Below are 15,979 nucleotides of genomic sequence, written 5' to 3'. Positions count from 1 at the left end.
TTCCTTTGCGTGGGACGGTCCACGAGAAGGGAGAATCCCTGCCCGTACGGGGCCCGTTTCGCCGCCACGATGCTTCCTTCGCGTGGCACGGTCCACGCGAAGGAAGCATCGTGCGTGGATCACGCACAGATGGAGAATCGTGGCCGCGCCCCGCAGACCCACCCGAGCCCAGACCTCCTGCTGCGGTCGAGGCCCTTTCGGGGACCGACCCGACTCGAAGCCCCAGCGACGCAGCAGCGAGCGAACGCCCAGACAGCGACGCAGCAGCGAGCGACCGCCCAGCCGTGCAGGGCAGCAGCGAGCGAACGCGCAGCCGCCCGACGCAGCAGCGAGCGAACCCCCAGCCGCCGACGCAGCCACGACGCCTCAGGACGAGGAGCGACTCACGACTTGGGGGAGAGCAGCGCGCCGATCTCGTCCTCCGCGTCCGGTGCGGTGACGAACAAGAGCTCGTCGCCCGCCTCGAGCGAGCGCTCCGGGTCGGGCGTCTCGATCGCGTTGTCGCGCAGGATGGCCACGAGGACCACGTCCCGTGGCCACGGGACGTCGCGCACCAGGCGCCCGGCGAAGGGGGAGTCCTCGGGCATCGTCAGCTCGACCAGGCTGGTGTTGCTCTGGCGGAAGGTGAACAGGCGCACGAGGTCGCCGACCGACACGGCCTCCTCCACCAGGGCCGACATGAGCCGCGGGGTCGAGACCGCCACGTCGACGCCCCACGTCTCGCCGAACAGCCACTCGTTGCTCGGGTGGTTGACGCGACCGACGGTCCGGGGGACCGAGAACTCCGTCTTGGCCAGCAGCGAGACGACCAGGTTGACCTTGTCGTCGCCCGTCGCGGCGATGACCACGTCGCACGTCTGCAGGCCGGCCTCCTCGAGGGAGGACATCTCGCACGCGTCGGCCAGCAGCCACTGCGCCTTCGGCACGAGGTCGGACCGGATGGACCCGGGGGACTTGTCGATCAGGAGCACCTGGTGCCCGTTCTCGGTGAGCTCGAGCGCGACGGATCGGCCGACGGCACCGGCTCCCGCGATGGCGACGCGCATCAGGCCTCCTCAGGTCCGGACTCGAGCACGCGGTGGGCCTGGTCGGCGTCGCCCTCGCGCATGAAGACGGCGAGCAGGTCACCCTCTTGCAGCACCGTGCGTCCGCTCGCGACCAGGCCGGACCCGAGACGTGTCAGGTAGGCCACGCGGACCCCCGCAGCGTCCTCGAGGCTCGAGACCTCGTGACCGATCCACGGGAACGGGGCGTAGAGGGTGTCGAGTCGCAGCTGTCCGGACGGGTCGCGCCACGCGGGCTCCGACCCGGCCGGGACGAGCCGACGCAGGACCTGGTCGGCCGCCCACGGCACCGTGGCGACCGTGGGGACGCCAAGGCGCTCGTACACCTCGGCGCGGCCCGGGTCGTAGATGCGGGCCACGACGTTGTCGACGCCGAACTGCTCACGTGCGACCCGTGCCGAGATGATGTTGGAGTTGTCGCCGCTCGAGACCGCGGCGAAGCCGTCGGCGTGCTCGATGCCGGCCGCACGCAGGACCTCGCGGTCGAAGCCCATGCCGGTCACGGTGGTGCCGGTGAAGTCCGGCCCCAGGCGGCGGAAGGCGTCGGGGTTGGAGTCGATGACGGCCGTGGAGTGGCCGCGCTCCTCGAGGCTGCGCGTCAGCGTCGAGCCGACGCGTCCGCAGCCCATGATGACGATGTGCACGAGGCGACGCTACACCCGTCGGGACCGGCCCGGAGCCCGCATCCAGGGCGCCCGGCGCAGCGATCCCGACAGGTCTACGATCGTCGCTCGTGGGCATGGTCGAGTCCGTCAAGCGGACGCTCGTCGGACGCAAGCTTCGCAGCACCCAGCTCGGGGAGACGCTGCTGCCGAAGCGCATCGCGCTGCCCGTCTTCGCCAGCGACGCCCTGTCGTCGGTGGCGTACGCGCCCGACGAGATCTTCCTGACCCTGTCGATGGGCGGCATCACGGCCTACGCGTTCAACTGGAAGATCGGCCTCGCCGTCGTCGTCGTGATGCTCACCGTCGTCGCGTCCTACCGCCAGAACGTGCGCGCCTACCCCAGCGGTGGAGGCGACTACGAGGTCGCCACCACGAACCTGGGGCCCAAGTCGGGCGTCACGGTGGCCAGCGCGCTGCTCGTCGACTACGTCCTCACCGTCGCGGTCTCGATCTCCTCGGGGGTGCAGAACGCGACGTCCGCCGTGCCCTGGCTCGTCGGTCACGAGGCGCTGGCCGCGTCGGCGCTCGTGCTGCTGCTCATGACCCTCAACCTGCGCGGCGCGAAGGAGTCCGGCCGCGCGTTCGCCGTGCCGACGTACCTGTTCATGCTGGCGATCGCCCTGATGGCCTGCTGGGGACTGGTCCGCTACCTCCTGGGCGACCTGCCCCAGGCCGAGAGCGCCCGGTACGAGATCGCCGCCGAGGCGCCCTACGACTCCGCACTCACCGGCCTGGCCATGGCGTTCCTGCTGGCCCGGGCGTTCTCGTCCGGATGCGCCGCCCTCACCGGCGTGGAGGCGATCAGCAACGGCGTGCCCGCCTTCCGCAAGCCCAAGAGCGCCAACGCCGCCACCACGCTGCTGCTGCTCGGCACCATCTCGATCACGATGCTCATGAGCATCATCGTGCTGGCCGACGCCATGCACATCCGCTACGTCGAGGACCCGGCCCGCCAGCTGCTGCTCGACGGCCGACCGGTGGGTGACGGCTTCGAGCAGGACACCGTGATCGCGCAGCTCGCCAAGGCGCTCTACAGCGACGCGGCGCCGCTGTTCTACTTCACGATCGCCTGCACCGGCGTCATCCTCGTGCTGGCGGCGAACACCGCCTTCAACGGCTTCCCCGTGCTCGGTTCCATCCTGGCGCGCGACGGACACCTACCGCGCCAGCTCGACACCCGCGGCGACCGGCTGGCCTTCAGCAACGGCATCGTCCTGCTCGCCGTCGCCGCGATCGCGCTGATCGTCGCCTTCGACGCCGAGGTCACGAAGCTCATCCAGCTCTACATCGTGGGCGTCTTCGTCTCGTTCAACCTCAGCCAGCTGGGCATGATCCGGCACTGGACCCGGCACCTCGCCGCCGAGACGGACCCCGCCGAGCGGCGCCGGATGAAGCGCTCACGGCTCGTCAACGGGTTCGGCCTGACCATGACGGCCACCGTGCTCGTGATCGTCCTCATCACCAAGTTCCTCGCCGGGGCCTGGATCGCGATCCTCGCCATGACCATCGTCTTCTTCCTCATGGTGGGCATCAACCGGCACTACCAGCGGGTCAACGCGGAGCTCGAGATCGACGAGGCCGACGTCGCCCTTCCCTCGCGCGTCCACGCTGTCGTCCTCGTGGGTCGGCTCCACAAGCCGACCCTGCGGGCCATCGCCTACGCCCGTGTGGCGCGACCGAGCAGCCTCGAGGCTCTCTACGTGGAGCTCGACCCGCACGACACGCAGGTGCTGCGGGCGCGGTGGGACGAGCTGCAGATCCCCGTGCCCCTCACGGTCCTGTCGTCGCCCTACCGCGAACTCGTGCGCCCCGTGGTCAAGTACGTCAAGGAGGTGCGCCGGGCGAGCCCCCGCGACATCGTCAGCGTCTACATCCCCGAGTACGTCGTCGGGCACTGGTGGGAGCAGCTGCTGCACAACCAGACCGCGCTGCGTCTCAAGGGACGGCTGCTCTTCATGCCCGGCGTCATGGTGACCAGCGTCCCGTACCAGCTGAGCTCCGCCTCCCGCGTCGACCTCCGCAGCACCATCGGCAGCGCACCCGGCGACGTGCGGCGTGGCATCGGGGACCGGCCCGGCCCGGACGGACCCGCATGAGCGCGGTCCTCCCGGTCGTCGAGGTGGGGCCCGTCGCCCACGGCACCGATTCGGTGGGCTCCGGGCCCCGTGGGACAGTGCTCCCGTGATGTCCGAGGCTCTTCCCGTGGTCGAGGTGGGGCCCGTCGCTCACGGGGGCTCCTGCGTGGCGCGGCTGGACGGGCAGGTCGTGTTCGTGCGGCACGCGCTGCCGGGGGAGCGGGTCAGCATCCGCGTCACCGACCGCACCAAGCGGTACCTGCGCGCCGACGCCGTGGAGGTGCTCGAGGCGTCCCCCGACCGGGTGACCCCACCGTGCGACCTCGCCGGGGTCTGCGGAGGCTGCGACTTCCAGCACGTCGCCCCCGAGGCCCAGCTGCGGCTGCTCGGGTCCGTCGTGTCGGAGCAGCTGCAGCGTCTCGCCGGCATCGAGCGGGAGGTGCAGGTCGAGGCCGTCAGCCCCTCCCTCGGCTGGCGCACCCGCGTGACGTGGTCGACCACCCCCGACGGACGCCCAGGACTGCGCCGCCACCGCTCCCACGAGGTCGTCCCCGTCGAGCACTGCCCGATCGCCCACCCCGGCCTGCCCGACGTCCTGTCGCACCGCTGGGACGCCCCCCAGGTCGAGGCGATCGTCTCCTCCACGGACCAGCAGCTCCTGGTCACCGACGCGACCGTGCCCAAGGACCTCCACGTCGACGGAGTCGCAGGCACCGACGGCGCGCGGCGCGCGGGTCGCACGCGGCTCACCGAGCGCGTCGAGGACCACGACTTCACCGTGACCGGCTCCGGCTTCTGGCAGGTGCACCCGGCGGCAGCGCGCACCCTGGTCGACGCCGTCCTCGAGGCCGCTGAGGCCCGACCCGGGGATCGGGTCGCCGACCTCTACGCCGGGGTCGGGCTGTTCACCGCGTTCCTCGCCGACCGTGTGGGGCCCCAGGGCACGGTGGTCAGCGTGGAGGCCGACACCCAGGCCGCACGCGACGCCCGCCGGTCGCTGCACCGGCACGCGCAGGTCCGCCTGGTCTCCGCCACCACCGAGCAGGCGCTCCGACACGACGCCGACCTCCGTCGGGGCGTCGACCTGGTGGTCCTCGACCCGCCACGAACCGGGGCACGACGCGCCGTCCCCGACGTGGCGCGGCTCGGTGCCCGTCGCGTCATCTACGTGGCGTGCGACCCCGCGGCCCTGGCCCGTGACGTCGCGACGTTCGCCGAGCACGGCTACCGGCTGGGGGACCTGCGGGCGTTCGCCCTGTTCCCCATGACCCACCACGTGGAGTGCGTCGCGGTGCTCGACCGGCAGGCCGTCGGCTCCGAGTGATCCTGCACGCCGGTGCGAGGGCGGGCGTGTCGGTGCGACCGGGTCGCCCGACGTGGGAGAGTGGCCCCTGTACGCCCCTCTTCCTGGACCGGAGCCGAGCGATGACCGACCCCGAGACCGATCGACCGGCCGAGCCCGTGCCGTCGGTGGAGGCCGAGGAACGCACCGTCGGCGACCTCCGTCGTTCGGCACTTGCGCAGGACGCCCTGCTGTTCTGCGTGGCCTTCACGGCGGGCGCCTCGATCGTGCTGCTCGCCAGGCTGCTCGGCGGTGCGGCCGATCCCGACCTCTGGACCGTGGGGCGGTCCGACGACCTGCTCCTCGGCGGGCTGGTGGCGGGGGAGCTCTTCCTCGTCTGGAACAACGGCTGGCGCCAGGGCGTGCGGGGACACAGCATCGGCAAGCACCGCGAGGGACTGCTGGTGGTCCGCCCCGGGACCGCACGGCCCACCGGTGCGCCCCGCGGCCTGCTGCGCGGCCTGACCGCGGCACTCCTGCTGGACCTGGCGGTCGCCGCGATCCCGATCGGGCTGCCGACCGTCCTGCGCCGGTTCACGCCCGAGGCGTGGCACGTCGGTGCTGCCGCCTACGTCGCGGTCCTGCTGCTGCTCGTGCCCCTCCTGGTGGGGCTGCGTCGAGGCGTCCTCGACCGGGTGGCCGGCACCGAGGTCGTCAGGGCCGTGGGGGACGACGCCGTCACCTCCGACCCTCGTCGACGTGCGCTCGTGGTGCTCGACCTGGTCGGACTCGCCGGGGTGCTGGCCGTCTGCGCCGCTCACCTGTCCTTCGTGTGGCCACTGATCTGGCGCTGGCCGGGCCTGCTCTGAACCGCCCGGGCGGGGTTCGCTCGATTTCCTCTTGACATCATGTATCTTGACATCAAGAGACTTATCCGACCGCCGGGCCGCCCGTCGCACTCCCACTCCGGATCGACTTAGGCCCACCTGACATGGCGAGCACGCCGTGTGGTCGGCAGGATGGAACACGACGCGAAGGAGACACTCATGGTCGACAGCTTCAATGCCGAGCAGACGCTCGAGGTGGGCGACGCCAGCTACACGTACTTCAAGCTCGACGCGGTCAAGGGCGACGGCCTCGACGTCGCGTCGTTGCCGTTCAGCCTGAAGGTGCTGCTCGAGGCGCTGCTGCGCACCGAGGACGGCGCCGACATCACGAAGGCCGACATCGAGGCCCTCGCCGGCTGGGACGCGAACGCCGACCCCAGCAAGGAGATCCAGTTCACGCCCGCCCGCGTGATCATGCAGGACTTCACCGGCGTCCCCTGCGTCGTCGACCTCGCCACGATGCGCGAGGCCATGGCCGACCTGGGCGGCGACGCCACGAAGATCAACCCGCTCGCGCCGGCCGAGATGGTCATCGACCACTCCGTCATCGCCGACGTCTTCGGCACGCCCGAGGCCTTCGAGCGCAACGTCGAGATCGAGTACGAGCGCAACCGTGAGCGCTACCAGTTCCTCCGCTGGGGCCAGGGCGCCTTCGACGACTTCAAGGTCGTCCCCCCGGGCACCGGCATCGTGCACCAGGTCAACATCGAGAAGCTCGCGCGCGTCGTGTTCGACAAGAACGGCGTCGTCTACCCCGACTCCTGCGTCGGCACCGACTCGCACACCACCATGGTCAACGGCCTCGGTGTCGTGGGCTGGGGCGTCGGCGGCATCGAGGCCGAGGCCGCGATGCTGGGCCAGCCGATCAGCATGCTGATCCCGCGGGTCGTCGGCTTCAAGCTCTCGGGCGAGCTGCCGCAGGGCGCCACCGCGACCGACCTGGTGCTCGTCATCACCGAGATGCTGCGCAAGCACGGCGTCGTCGGCAAGTTCGTCGAGTTCTACGGCTCGGGCGTCGGCGCGGTGCCGCTGGCCAACCGCGCCACGATCGGCAACATGAGCCCCGAGTACGGCTCGACCATCGCGGTCTTCCCGATCGACGACGAGACCACCAAGTACCTGCGCCTGACGGGTCGCGACGAGGAGCAGATCGCGCTCGTCGAGGCCTACGCCAAGGCCCAGGGTCTGTGGCACGACCCGGACCACGAGCCGCGCTTCTCCGAGTACCTGGAGCTCGACCTCGGCGACGTCGTCCCGTCGATCGCCGGTCCCAAGCGTCCGCAGGACCGTGTCTCGCTCACCGAGAGCAAGGGTTCGTTCCGCACCGCGCTCGCCGACTACACCGAGCAGGACGTCAACGGGTACGACGAGGCCGTCGCCGAGTCCTTCCCGGCGTCCGACGCGCCGAGCAGCAGCGACGACGGCACCAACGGCGACAAGCCGAACGCACCGGCGCCCTCGGGCGCGGGTCGTCCGAGCAACCCGCAGCACGTGCGGCTCGAGGACGGCACCGAGTTCGAGCTCGACCACGGCGCGGTGACGATCGCCGCGATCACGTCGTGCACCAACACGTCGAACCCGTCGGTCATGATCGGCGCCGGCCTGCTGGCCAAGAAGGCGGTCGAGAAGGGTCTGCAGCGCAAGCCGTGGGTCAAGACGACGCTGGCGCCCGGCTCGAAGGTCGTCACCGACTACTACGCCAAGTCCGGTCTCGACGTGTACCTCGACAAGCTGGGCTTCAACCTGGTCGGCTACGGCTGCACGACGTGCATCGGCAACTCCGGACCGCTGATCCCCGAGGTCAGCGCCGCGGTCAACGAGGGCGACCTCGCGGTCACCGCCGTGCTGTCGGGCAACCGCAACTTCGAGGGGCGGATCAACCCCGACATCAAGATGAACTACCTGGCGTCGCCGCCGCTGGTCATCGCCTACGCGCTGGCCGGCTCGATGGACGTCGACCTGTTCAACGAGCCGCTGGGCACCGACGCCGACGGCAACGACGTGTTCATGAAGGACATCTGGCCGTCGGCGAGCGAGGTCGAGGACGTCATCGCGTCGTCGATCTCGTCCGACACGTTCAGCAAGGAGTACGCCGACGTGTTCGCCGGCGACGAGCGCTGGCAGAACCTGCCGACGCCCGACGGCGACGTGTTCGAATGGGACCCCGAGTCGACCTACGTCCGCAAGGCGCCCTACTTCGACGGCATGGACCGTGAGCCCTCGCCGGTGGAGGAGGTCAGTGGTGCACGGGTGCTGCTCAAGCTGGGCGACTCCGTGACCACGGACCACATCAGCCCCGCCGGCGCGATCAAGAAGGACAGCCCGGCCGGTGCGTACCTGTCGGAGCACGGCATCGAGCCGCGCGACTTCAACTCCTACGGCTCGCGGCGCGGCAACCACGAGGTCATGATCCGCGGCACGTTCGCGAACATCCGCCTGCGCAACCAGATGGCGCCGGGCACCGAGGGCGGCTACACGCGCAACCTGATCGCCGACGGCGAGGTCACCAGCGTGTTCGAGGCGTCCGAGGCCTACCAGGAGGCCGGCGTCCCGCTGGTCGTCCTGGCGGGCAAGGAGTACGGCTCGGGCTCGTCGCGCGACTGGGCCGCCAAGGGCACGGCGCTGCTGGGCGTCAAGGTCGTCATCGCCGAGTCCTACGAGCGCATCCACCGCTCGAACCTGATCGGCATGGGCGTGCTCCCGCTGCAGTACCCGGAGGGCGAGAACGCCGAGTCGCTCGGGCTGACGGGGGAGGAGACGTTCGACTTCACCGGCATCACGAAGCTGAACGACGGCGAGACGCCGCGCACCGTGCACGTCAAGGCGGGGGACGTGGAGTTCGACGCGGTCGTCCGCATCGACACCCCCGGCGAGGCGAACTACTACCGCAACGGCGGCATCATGCCGTACGTGCTGCGCAGCCTGCTCGACTGAGCCCGACCGCCCGACCTGCGAGACGCCGTCCCCTCGGGGGCGGCGTCTCGCTGTGCCCGGGCGATGTCAGGGGACCTTCGTCCCGATTCGTTGTTCGCGACACGAAATTGTCGCCAGGTGCTGGACGTGACCCCCATCACGCGATAGGTTCACGCAAACAACAATTGCGTCCCGGTGACGGCTTTATGTCGTCCCCGTGTCGCCAGAGACCAACAAGGAGGCGGTTCGTATGAAGCGAACGCGCAATCTGGTGCTTGCCGGCCTCATGGGTGCCACGCTCATGCTCAGCGCCTGTGGCAGCGACTCGGGGAACGATGGCGGAGACAGCTCCGACGACGCGGGGAAGATCGGGGTGATCCTGCCCGACACGAAGTCGTCGGTCCGCTGGGAGAGCGCCGACCGTCCTGCGCTCGAGGCGGCGTTCAAGGACGCCGGCGTGAAGTACGAGATCCAGAACGCCGAGGGTGACGCCGACAAGATGGCCACCATCGCCGACGGCATGATCGCCGACGGCGTGACCGTCCTCGCGATCGTCAACCTCGACTCCGACTCCGGAGCCTCGATCCAGGAGAAGGCCGCGCAGCAGGGCGTCAAGACGATCGACTACGACCGTCTGACCCTCGGCGGCTCGGCCGACTACTACGTCTCGTTCGACAACACCAAGGTCGGCGAGCTGCAGGGCGAGGGCCTGGCCACGTGCCTCGGCGACGAGGACGCGAACGTCATCTACCTCAACGGTTCGCCCACCGACAACAACGCGACGCTGTTCTCGAAGGGCGCGCACAGCGTGCTCGACAAGAACACGAAGTACAAGAACGTCGGCGAGCAGGCCGTCCCGGACTGGGACAACGAGCAGGCCGTCACGATCTTCGAGCAGCTGTACACGAAGGTCGACGGCGACGTCCAGGGCGTCTACGCGGCCAACGACGGTCTGGCCGGTTCGGTCATCTCGATCCTCCAGAAGAACGGCAAGGCAGGCGACGTCCCGGTCACCGGCCAGGACGCCACGGTCGAGGGCCTGCAGAACATCCTCAAGGGTGAGCAGTGCATGTCGGTCTACAAGTCGGCCAAGCAGGAGGCGGGCGAGCTCGCCAAGGCCGCCATCGCGCTGGCCAAGGGCGACAAGGCCGAGACGAACGGCACCACGGAGGACAGCGAGGGTGGCCGCGAGGTCCCGTCGATCCTCCTCACGCCGCAGTCCATCACGAAGGACAACGTGAAGGACGTCGTCGACGACGGCGGCGTCACGAAGGACGACCTCTGCGCGAACGACTTCGCGGAGCTCTGCACGGACGCCGGCATCAGCTGACGTCCACCCGTCGTCCCGTGGGGGCGGTCTGCCGGACCGCCCCCACGGGGGACACCCCTCTCTGTCCCGAGACCGACCGACCACCTCCTCGCACGCACCTGGAGACCACATGAGCACCACCCCGCTGCTGGAGCTGCGCGGCATCAACAAGAGCTTCGGCGCCGTCCACGTCCTCCACGACGTCGACCTCGCCGTCCACCCCGGGCAGGTCACCGCCCTCGTCGGCGACAACGGCGCCGGCAAGTCCACGCTGGTCAAGACCATCGCCGGCATCTACTCCGCCGACTCGGGCCAGCGCTACTTCGAGGGCGAGCCCGTGGACATCCACGGCCCGCGCGACGCGTCGGCCCTGGGCATCGAGGTCGTCTACCAGGACCTCGCCCTCTGCGACAACCTCGACATCGTCGAGAACCTCTTCCTCGGCCGCGAGCTCATGAAGGGTCCGGCGCTCGACGAGGCGACCATGGAGGCCCGGGCCCGCGAGACCCTCGCGTCGCTCTCGGTGCGCACCGTCAAGTCGGTGCGCCAGAGCGTCGCCAGCCTCTCGGGCGGCCAGCGCCAGACCGTCGCCATCGCGAAGTCGGTGCTCTGGAACTCCAAGGTCGTGCTGCTCGACGAGCCGACCGCCGCCCTGGGCGTCGCGCAGACGCGCCAGGTCCTCGACCTCGTGCGCCGCCTGGCCGACCAGGGCCTCGGCGTCGTCCTCATCTCGCACAACATGGTCGACGTCTTCGAGGTCGCCGACCGCATCACCGCCCTGTACCTGGGCCGCGTGGCCGCCGACGTGGCCACGAAGGACGTCACCAACACCCAGGTCGTCGAGCTCATCACCGCAGGTCGCTCGGGCGACCTCGGTCTCACGTCCGTCGGAGAGGCATCATGACCACCACCCCCACCGATCCGTCCTCGAAGGGCGGCAGCGGTCTGGCCGAGACCGACTTCGCGATCGACGCCCGCCAGGCGGCCACGCTCGGCGACGCCTGGCAGGCCTACCTCAACCGTCTGCGCGGCGGCGAGATGGGCGCCCTGCCGGCCGCCCTCGGCCTCATCATCCTGTTCATCGTCTTCAGCGCCGCCAGCGACACCTTCCTGACGGCGCTGAACATCGCCAACCTCATCACCCAGTCGGGTGCCATCTGCGTGCTCGCGATGGGGCTGGTGCCCGTGCTGCTGCTCGGCGACATCGACCTGTCCGCCGGTGTCGCCGGCGGCGCCGGTGCCGCGATCGCGGCGCTCGCCATCGTCGACCACGGGCTCCCGTGGTACCTGGCGGTCGTCGGCGGACTCGTCTTCGGTGCCCTGCTCGGCACCCTGATCGGCGCCCTCGTGGCCAAGCTGGGCATCCCCAGCTTCGTCGTGACCCTGGCCTTCTTCCTGGCGCTGCAGGGTCTGACCCTGAAGCTCATCGGCCAGGGCGGGTCGGTACGCGTCGCCGACCCCGTCCTGCGCGGCCTGACCATCAAGAACATGCCGGTGGTCGCCGGGTGGACGATCGCGGTCGTCGCGGTCCTCGCCTTCGCCGCGCTGACGCTGCTGCGCTACCGCACCCAGGTGAGCCGCGGTCTCGCGCACCAGCCGCTGAGCCTGCTGCTCGTCAAGATCGCCGGCATGGGCGTCGTGGTGCTCGGCCTCACGGCGCTGCTGAGCGTGAACCGCAGCCGCAACCCCAACTTCCCGATCCAGGGCGTGCCCTACGTGCTGCTGCTCGTCGGCGTGCTGCTGGTGATCTTCACCTTCGTGCTGAGCCGCACGCGCTACGGGCGCCACGTCTACGCGGTCGGCGGCAACCGCGAGGCGGCCCGACGGGCCGGCATCGACGTCGACAAGATCCGCATCTCCGTCTTCGTCCTCTGCACGTCGACCGCCGTGATCAGCGGCATCCTCGCCGCGTCCTACGCCGGCAAGGTGTCGCCCTCCTCCGGTGCCGGCAACACGCTGCTCTACGCCGTGGGTGCGGCCGTCATCGGTGGCACCAGCCTGTTCGGCGGCAAGGGCAAGGCCCGCGACGGGGTCATCGGCGGCGTGGTCATCGCCACGATCATCAACGGACTGGGCCTGCTCAACCAGGCCAGCTGGATCAACTACGTCGTCACCGGCGCGGTGCTCCTGCTCGCCGCAGCGGTCGACGCGGTGTCCCGCCGGCGCCGCTCCGCGTCCGGTGTGAGCTGAGCGGGTCGTGCAGACGAGCGCGCGGTCCGGGGCGGGCACCAACCAGGAGGCCGTCCGGCGGCACAACCTGGGCACGCTCCTGGGCCACGTGCACCTGCTGGGCCGCGTGTCCCGGTCCGACCTGACGTCCGCGATGGGACTCAACCGGAGCACCATCGCCGGGCTGGTCACCGAGCTCCAAGGGCTCGGACTGGCCGAGCAGGTGAGGTCGGAGGCGGTGCGCAGCAGCGCCGGGCGCCCGTCGCCCGACGTCGTGCCGACCCAGGACGGCGCGCACGTGCTCGCGGTCGACGTCCGCGTCGACGGACTCACCGTCGCGCGGGTCGGCCTGGGCGGCGCGATCCTGGCCAGGGCCACGGGTCCGATCCCCGCGTCGCGCGACCCGCACGCGGTGGCCGACGCCGTCATGGCCATGCTGCGGCTGGTCGTGCGCGACGCCTCACCGGGCAGTGCGCTGGTCGGCGTCGGGATGGCCGTGCCGGGCGTCGTGCGACGCTCGGACGGTCTCGTCCGGCTGGCCCCCAACCTCGGCTGGAGGGACGTGCCCTTCAGCGCGATCATGTCGGACCGTCTGGGCGGCATCGCTCCGGTGGAGCTCGGCAACGACGCCGACCTCGGGGCGTTCTCCGAGCACCTGCGGGGTGCCGGGGTCGACGTGGCCGACCTCGTCTACCTGTCCGGCGAGGTCGGCGTCGGTGCGGGCGTCATCGTCGACGGCCATCGACTGGTGGGTGCGGGTGGGTACGCCGGCGAGATCGGGCACATGTCCCTCGACCCCGCCGGCCGGGAGTGCCACTGCGGCAACCGAGGGTGCTGGGAGACCCAGGTCGGCGCGCACGCGATCGCCGAGGCGATCGGCTGCCCGCCCGACCGGGTCGGGTCCTTGGGGGAGATGCTCGACGGGCTGCAGGAGGTCGACGACGACCTGCGGGAGGTCGGTCGGCTCCTCGGCCGTGGGCTCGCGAACGCCGTCAACCTGCTCAACCCGCGGGTCGTCGTCCTCGGCGGCTTCCTGCGCTCGCTGTACCCGCACGTGCAGGACGAGGTCGACCGCACGCTGCACGACACCGCGCTCGTGGCGCCGCGCGAGCTGGTGCGGATCGAGCTGCCGGGACTCGGCGCCGACGCCGTGCTCGTCGGTGCGGCCGAGACGGCCTTCGAGCGGCTGCTCGCGGACCCCGTCACCTGCCTGGCGGCGGCGCAGGTCGACGTCGAGTCAGCGCTCAGCGTCGCCTGAGCACGCCACGACCGCGGGCCCTCAGAGCGCGACGGAGCCCTCGAGCACGTCGGTGAGGGCCTGCTCGGCCGCGCCCAGGGCGGCGGCCTCGATCCCGAGCGTGCCGACCCGGACGTCCGGGCGCTGGTGGTGGGCTGCGGGCAGCCGCCGGTGCACCACGTCCTGCGCGCTGCGCAGGATCCACGGGGCCAGCGGCTGGAAGTAGCCACCGAGGACGATCACCTCGGGGTCCAGGACCGTGCACAGGGTGGCCAGTCCGTGACCGAGCTGCGCGCCGAGCACGTCCAGCGCGGTCGCCACGTCGGCGTCCGTTTCGGCCCTCGCCGCCACCTTCGCCGCACGTTCCATCGGAGTGCCCGAGGCTCGCATCCCGACGGCGGCGAGCGCGGCACGCAGTCCCACGGTGGTCTCCCAGCACCCCTGCCGACCGCAGGCGCAGCGGCGGCCCAGGTCGCCGATCGGCATGTGGCCCACCTCGCCGGCGAATCCCGACCCCCTCACCAGGCGGCCGTCCTGCACGATGCCGGCGCCGATGCCGACGGTCCCGGTGATGTACAGCGTCGAGACGGACTGCTGGGCGGCTCCGTGCGTCGACTCGGCCACCGCGGCGAGGTTGGCGTCGTTGTCCACCAGGACCGTGACGCCCAGCGCCTCGGCGAGCACGTCACCGGGCCGGGTGCCCGTCCAGCCGAGGTTCGGCGCGAGCGCGACCGTGGCGTGGTCGCGCTCCACCAGCCCCGGCACGGCGAGGTGTGCGCCGACGATGCGCCCGGGGGCCTGGTCCGCCACCTCGAGGGCGAGCTCGACCAGTGTCTCGAGCGCGTCGGCACCGTCGGGCACCTGGCGCGTCGTGGTGAGGACCCGCGTGGCGGCGAGGTCGACGAGTGCGGCGGCCACGTAGTCGACGTTGACCTCGAGGCCAAGGCCGAGCACGGAGCCCGCCGCGAGCTCCACCGGCCGGGACGGTCGGCCCCGGCCGTGCGACGACGCGTCCCCCTCGACGACCACCGCCCGCTCCGACAGCTCCCCGACGATCGCCCCGACCGTGGCCTTGGCCAGACCGGTGCGTCGGGCCAGCGACGTGCGGCTGCTCGGGCCGGCGTCGCGCAGCGTGCGGACGACGAGCGCCGTGTTGGCCCGGCGCAGCTGGTCGGGGGCGGCCGGGGGCATGCTCAGCGCACCCCGTACAGGTGCTCGAGCGCGAGCTGGTCGAGGTGCTCGAAGGCCATGCCGCGGGCGCCGAGGACCTCGGGGTCCTCGCCGGTCTCGGCCTGCAGGTCGGCCCAGGTCTCGCCGGCGGCCAGCGTCGGCTCGGAGAGCTCGGGCACACGCGCTGCACCGAGCGCCTCCTGGACCTCGGGGTCGGCACGGAACGCCAGGGCCTTCTCGCGCAGCACGAGGTAGTTGGTCATGCAGGCGGCAGCCGCCGTCCACACGCCGTCCTCGTCCTCCGTGCGCGGAGTCTTGAAGTCGAAGTGCACCGGCCCGTCGTACCCGCCCTCCAGGAGGGTGTCGACGATCCAGAACGCGCCACGCGCGTTGCCGGCGCCGAAGCGGAAGTCCTGGTCGTAGCGCGGACCCGACTGGCCGTTGAGGTCGATGTGGAACAGCTTCCCGTGCCACAGCGCCTGCGCGTAGCCGTGGGCCGCGTTGAGCCCGGCCATCTCCTCGTGCCCGATCTCGGGGTTGACGCCGACCATCTCGGGGCGCTCGAGGCTGTCGATGAAGGCGAGCGCGTGCCCGATGGTGGGGAGCAGGATGTCGCCGCGGGGCTCGTTGGGCTTGGGCTCGATGGCGAACTTCAGGTCGTAGCCCTGGTCCACGACGTACTGGCCCAGCAGGTCGAAGCCCTCCTTGTAGCGCGAGAGTGCCGCCTGCACGTCCTTGGCGGCACCGCTCTCGGCGCCCTCGCGCCCGCCCCAGCAGACGTAGACCTGGGCACCCAGCTCGGCGGCCAGGTCGATGTTGCGCATGACCTTGCGCAGGGCGAATCGGCGAACGGCGCGGTCGTTGGACGTGAAGCCGCCGTCCTTGAAGACGGGGTGGCCGAAGAGGTTGGTGGTCGCGGTCGTGACGGCGAGCCCGGTCTCGGCCAGGCCCTTGCGGAACCGGTCGAGGATCGCGTCGCGCTCGGACTCCGAGGAGCCGAAGGGCACCACGTCGTCGTCGTGGAAGTTGACGCCGTAGGCGCCGAGCTCGGCCAGCTTCTCCAGCGCGTGGACCGGGTCCATCGCGGCGCGGGTGGGCTCGCCGAAGGGGTCGCGGCCGGCGTACTGCACCGTCCAGATGCCGAAGGAGAACTTGTCGGTGGGGACGGGGGTGGGGACGGTCATGTCAGGCCTTTCGAGGGGTTCGGG

At 71.0% G+C, this 15,979-nt stretch carries 12 protein-coding genes; 8 read left to right on the top strand and 4 right to left on the bottom strand.

What is annotated here, in order from left to right; translation table 11 throughout:
* Nucleotides 1-383 precede the first annotated feature (383 nt).
* Nucleotides 384-1,046, bottom strand: a complete 663-nt coding sequence (locus tag RQG84_RS11460; RefSeq protein ID WP_055967886.1) for a TrkA family potassium uptake protein — start codon at nt 1,044-1,046, stop codon at nt 384-386.
* Entirely contained in the window at nt 1,046-1,693 is a 648-nt protein-coding gene (locus RQG84_RS11455) for a TrkA family potassium uptake protein (RefSeq protein ID WP_369797016.1), read from the bottom strand. Before RQG84_RS11455 ends, RQG84_RS11460 begins: the two co-directional genes overlap by 1 nt.
* A 110-nt stretch (nt 1,694-1,803) precedes the next feature.
* Between RQG84_RS11455 and RQG84_RS11450 the strand changes: the two genes are divergently transcribed.
* The 8 genes from RQG84_RS11450 (at nt 1,804) to RQG84_RS11415 (ending at nt 13,622) form a co-directional block, all read left to right on the top strand.
* Nucleotides 1,804-3,825 (top strand): APC family permease, encoded by a 2,022-nt coding sequence (locus tag RQG84_RS11450; protein WP_311210126.1) that lies wholly within the window; start codon nt 1,804-1,806, stop codon nt 3,823-3,825.
* Nucleotides 3,826-3,913: 88 nt separating this feature from the next.
* Nucleotides 3,914-5,128, top strand: a complete 1,215-nt coding sequence (locus RQG84_RS11445; protein WP_311210137.1) for a TRAM domain-containing protein — start codon at nt 3,914-3,916, stop codon at nt 5,126-5,128.
* A gap of 101 nt (nt 5,129-5,229) precedes the next feature.
* Complete coding sequence (locus RQG84_RS11440; protein ID WP_311210125.1) at nt 5,230-5,955, top strand: hypothetical protein; 726 nt, start codon at nt 5,230-5,232, stop codon at nt 5,953-5,955.
* 177 nt (nt 5,956-6,132) lie between these two features.
* A complete protein-coding gene (locus tag RQG84_RS11435; RefSeq protein WP_156364784.1) occupies nt 6,133-8,907 on the top strand; it encodes an aconitate hydratase in 2,775 nt (924 codons plus the stop codon).
* A gap of 229 nt (nt 8,908-9,136) precedes the next feature.
* On the top strand, nt 9,137-10,216 hold the full coding sequence (locus RQG84_RS11430; RefSeq protein ID WP_311210124.1) for a substrate-binding domain-containing protein: 1,080 nt from the start codon (nt 9,137-9,139) through the stop codon (nt 10,214-10,216).
* 109 nt (nt 10,217-10,325) lie between these two features.
* A complete protein-coding gene (locus RQG84_RS11425) occupies nt 10,326-11,099 on the top strand; it encodes an ATP-binding cassette domain-containing protein (RefSeq protein WP_055967910.1) in 774 nt (257 codons plus the stop codon).
* Nucleotides 11,096-12,385: an ABC transporter permease subunit gene (locus RQG84_RS11420; RefSeq protein ID WP_311210123.1), complete on the top strand. Its 1,290-nt coding sequence runs from the start codon at nt 11,096-11,098 to the stop codon at nt 12,383-12,385. Before RQG84_RS11425 ends, RQG84_RS11420 begins: the two co-directional genes overlap by 4 nt.
* A gap of 7 nt (nt 12,386-12,392) precedes the next feature.
* Nucleotides 12,393-13,622: an ROK family protein gene (locus RQG84_RS11415; RefSeq protein ID WP_056554490.1), complete on the top strand. Its 1,230-nt coding sequence runs from the start codon at nt 12,393-12,395 to the stop codon at nt 13,620-13,622.
* Nucleotides 13,623-13,643: 21 nt separating this feature from the next.
* Here RQG84_RS11415 and RQG84_RS11410 read toward each other — a convergent pair whose 3' ends face one another.
* Both RQG84_RS11410 and xylA read right to left on the bottom strand, forming a co-directional pair.
* The gene (locus tag RQG84_RS11410) at nt 13,644-14,792 is read right to left on the bottom strand and encodes an ROK family protein (protein WP_311210122.1); all 1,149 of its coding nucleotides are present in this window, start codon (nt 14,790-14,792) and stop codon (nt 13,644-13,646) included.
* Nucleotides 14,793-14,794: 2 nt separating this feature from the next.
* The gene (gene xylA / locus RQG84_RS11405) at nt 14,795-15,955 is read right to left on the bottom strand and encodes a xylose isomerase (protein ID WP_311210121.1); all 1,161 of its coding nucleotides are present in this window, start codon (nt 15,953-15,955) and stop codon (nt 14,795-14,797) included.
* Between the last annotated feature and the right edge of the window lie 24 nt (nt 15,956-15,979).

The organism is Aeromicrobium sp. WCS2018Hpa-31 (genome assembly GCF_031843905.1).
Classification (GTDB): Bacteria; Actinomycetota; Actinomycetes; order Propionibacteriales; family Nocardioidaceae; genus Aeromicrobium.
The sequence above is the reverse complement of the archived record's forward strand: the minus strand, read 5'-3'. Positions and strand labels throughout refer to the sequence as shown.